This is a genomic window from Brevibacillus sp. NRS-1366 (genome assembly GCF_050467985.1).
On the sequence record NZ_JBITPN010000044.1, the window covers coordinates 1 to 1,163 of the forward strand.

Consider the following 1,163-nt stretch of genomic DNA (forward strand, 5'->3'; position numbering starts at 1 on the left):
CCCTTTGTGTTTGCCGGAGCTGTCTTCAGCCAGATTCAACCCTGCACGAGAGAGCACCTGCCGTCCGTCGGCATACTTTCTCAAATCCCCGGTTCCAGCTAAAATCGCTGCGATCATAAGGGGACTTAACCCCTTGATGGATTGAAGCAGTTCCACGACATCGGGAATCTCTTTTAGCAAGACAAGTACCTCTTGTTCGATTTCCTCGAGTAGACCGCTAAGTCGCTCGTATTCGTCCAACAACCGTTTCAGTTCCCGCCTTGCTTCTTCCTGCCCAACCTTGACGCTTACAGTATGGTGGGCCTTATTTAGGAGTTGTCCGGCCTTCTTAAAGCCTCGACCGCCTCCGGAGCGTTGCATGTGTTTTTTCCACCCCGCAATCACTTGCTGAGTGTTCAAATCTCGAAGATCTGACGGAAGCGGAAACTCTTTTAGTGTTGCCATCGAGCGTGGGCAATCCCACTCTTTAAATACGGAGGTGTATTCGGGAAAGTACAGGTCCAACCATCGTATCACACGATTATTAATGCTTGTTTTTTGCTTTGACCAGTATTCACGCTCGTTCATGACCATGCGTAACCGCTGATAGATTGGAGCGTGTTGCGTATAAGACGAGTAATACCCCCGGCAAACCAGATCAGCTATTACAAGCGCATCTTTCACATCGTTTTTCGACTGAGAGTTGTCTCGATTCTCCTTGTTTCGCTTGGTTGTCAGTGGATTGACCAAAACGATATCCACGTCTCGTGAAACAAGCCAATCCGCTAAACTAAACCAGTAATGACCGGTTGGTTCAAGACCGATGATAAGCTGTGAGAGAGCCTGCTGGGATTGAAGAGACTGAATCCAACGTAGCAGCTTCTCAAATCCGTCATGGCTGTTTGAAAACGTCAGATGGCATCCCAACTCCAGACCACGGTAATTGACGGTTCTAGCCACATGTGTCTCTTTTGCGATGTCGATACCAACAACCAAATGTTCAGTGGTAATTCGTTCAATCCTTTGATTCTGAGCGTCGCTTCGTTTAAACTTCATAGTAGAGCGTCCTCCTAATGTATGGGTCATGTTAGTCACGGCCAGGTGACATGATCCCATCATACAGAGGCGCTTGTTCATTTTTCAAAGCCAAAATCTTAGCTTCTACAGGAATGCTTTCTTACACG

General features: G+C 47.5%; 1 protein-coding gene. It reads right to left on the bottom strand.

What is annotated here, in order from left to right; genetic code table 11:
* The coding region (locus ACIFQN_RS27605; RefSeq protein ID WP_429836252.1) for an IS110 family transposase at nt 1-1,035 on the bottom strand (1,035 nt) is incomplete at its 3' end.
* Nucleotides 1,036-1,163 lie beyond the last annotated feature (128 nt).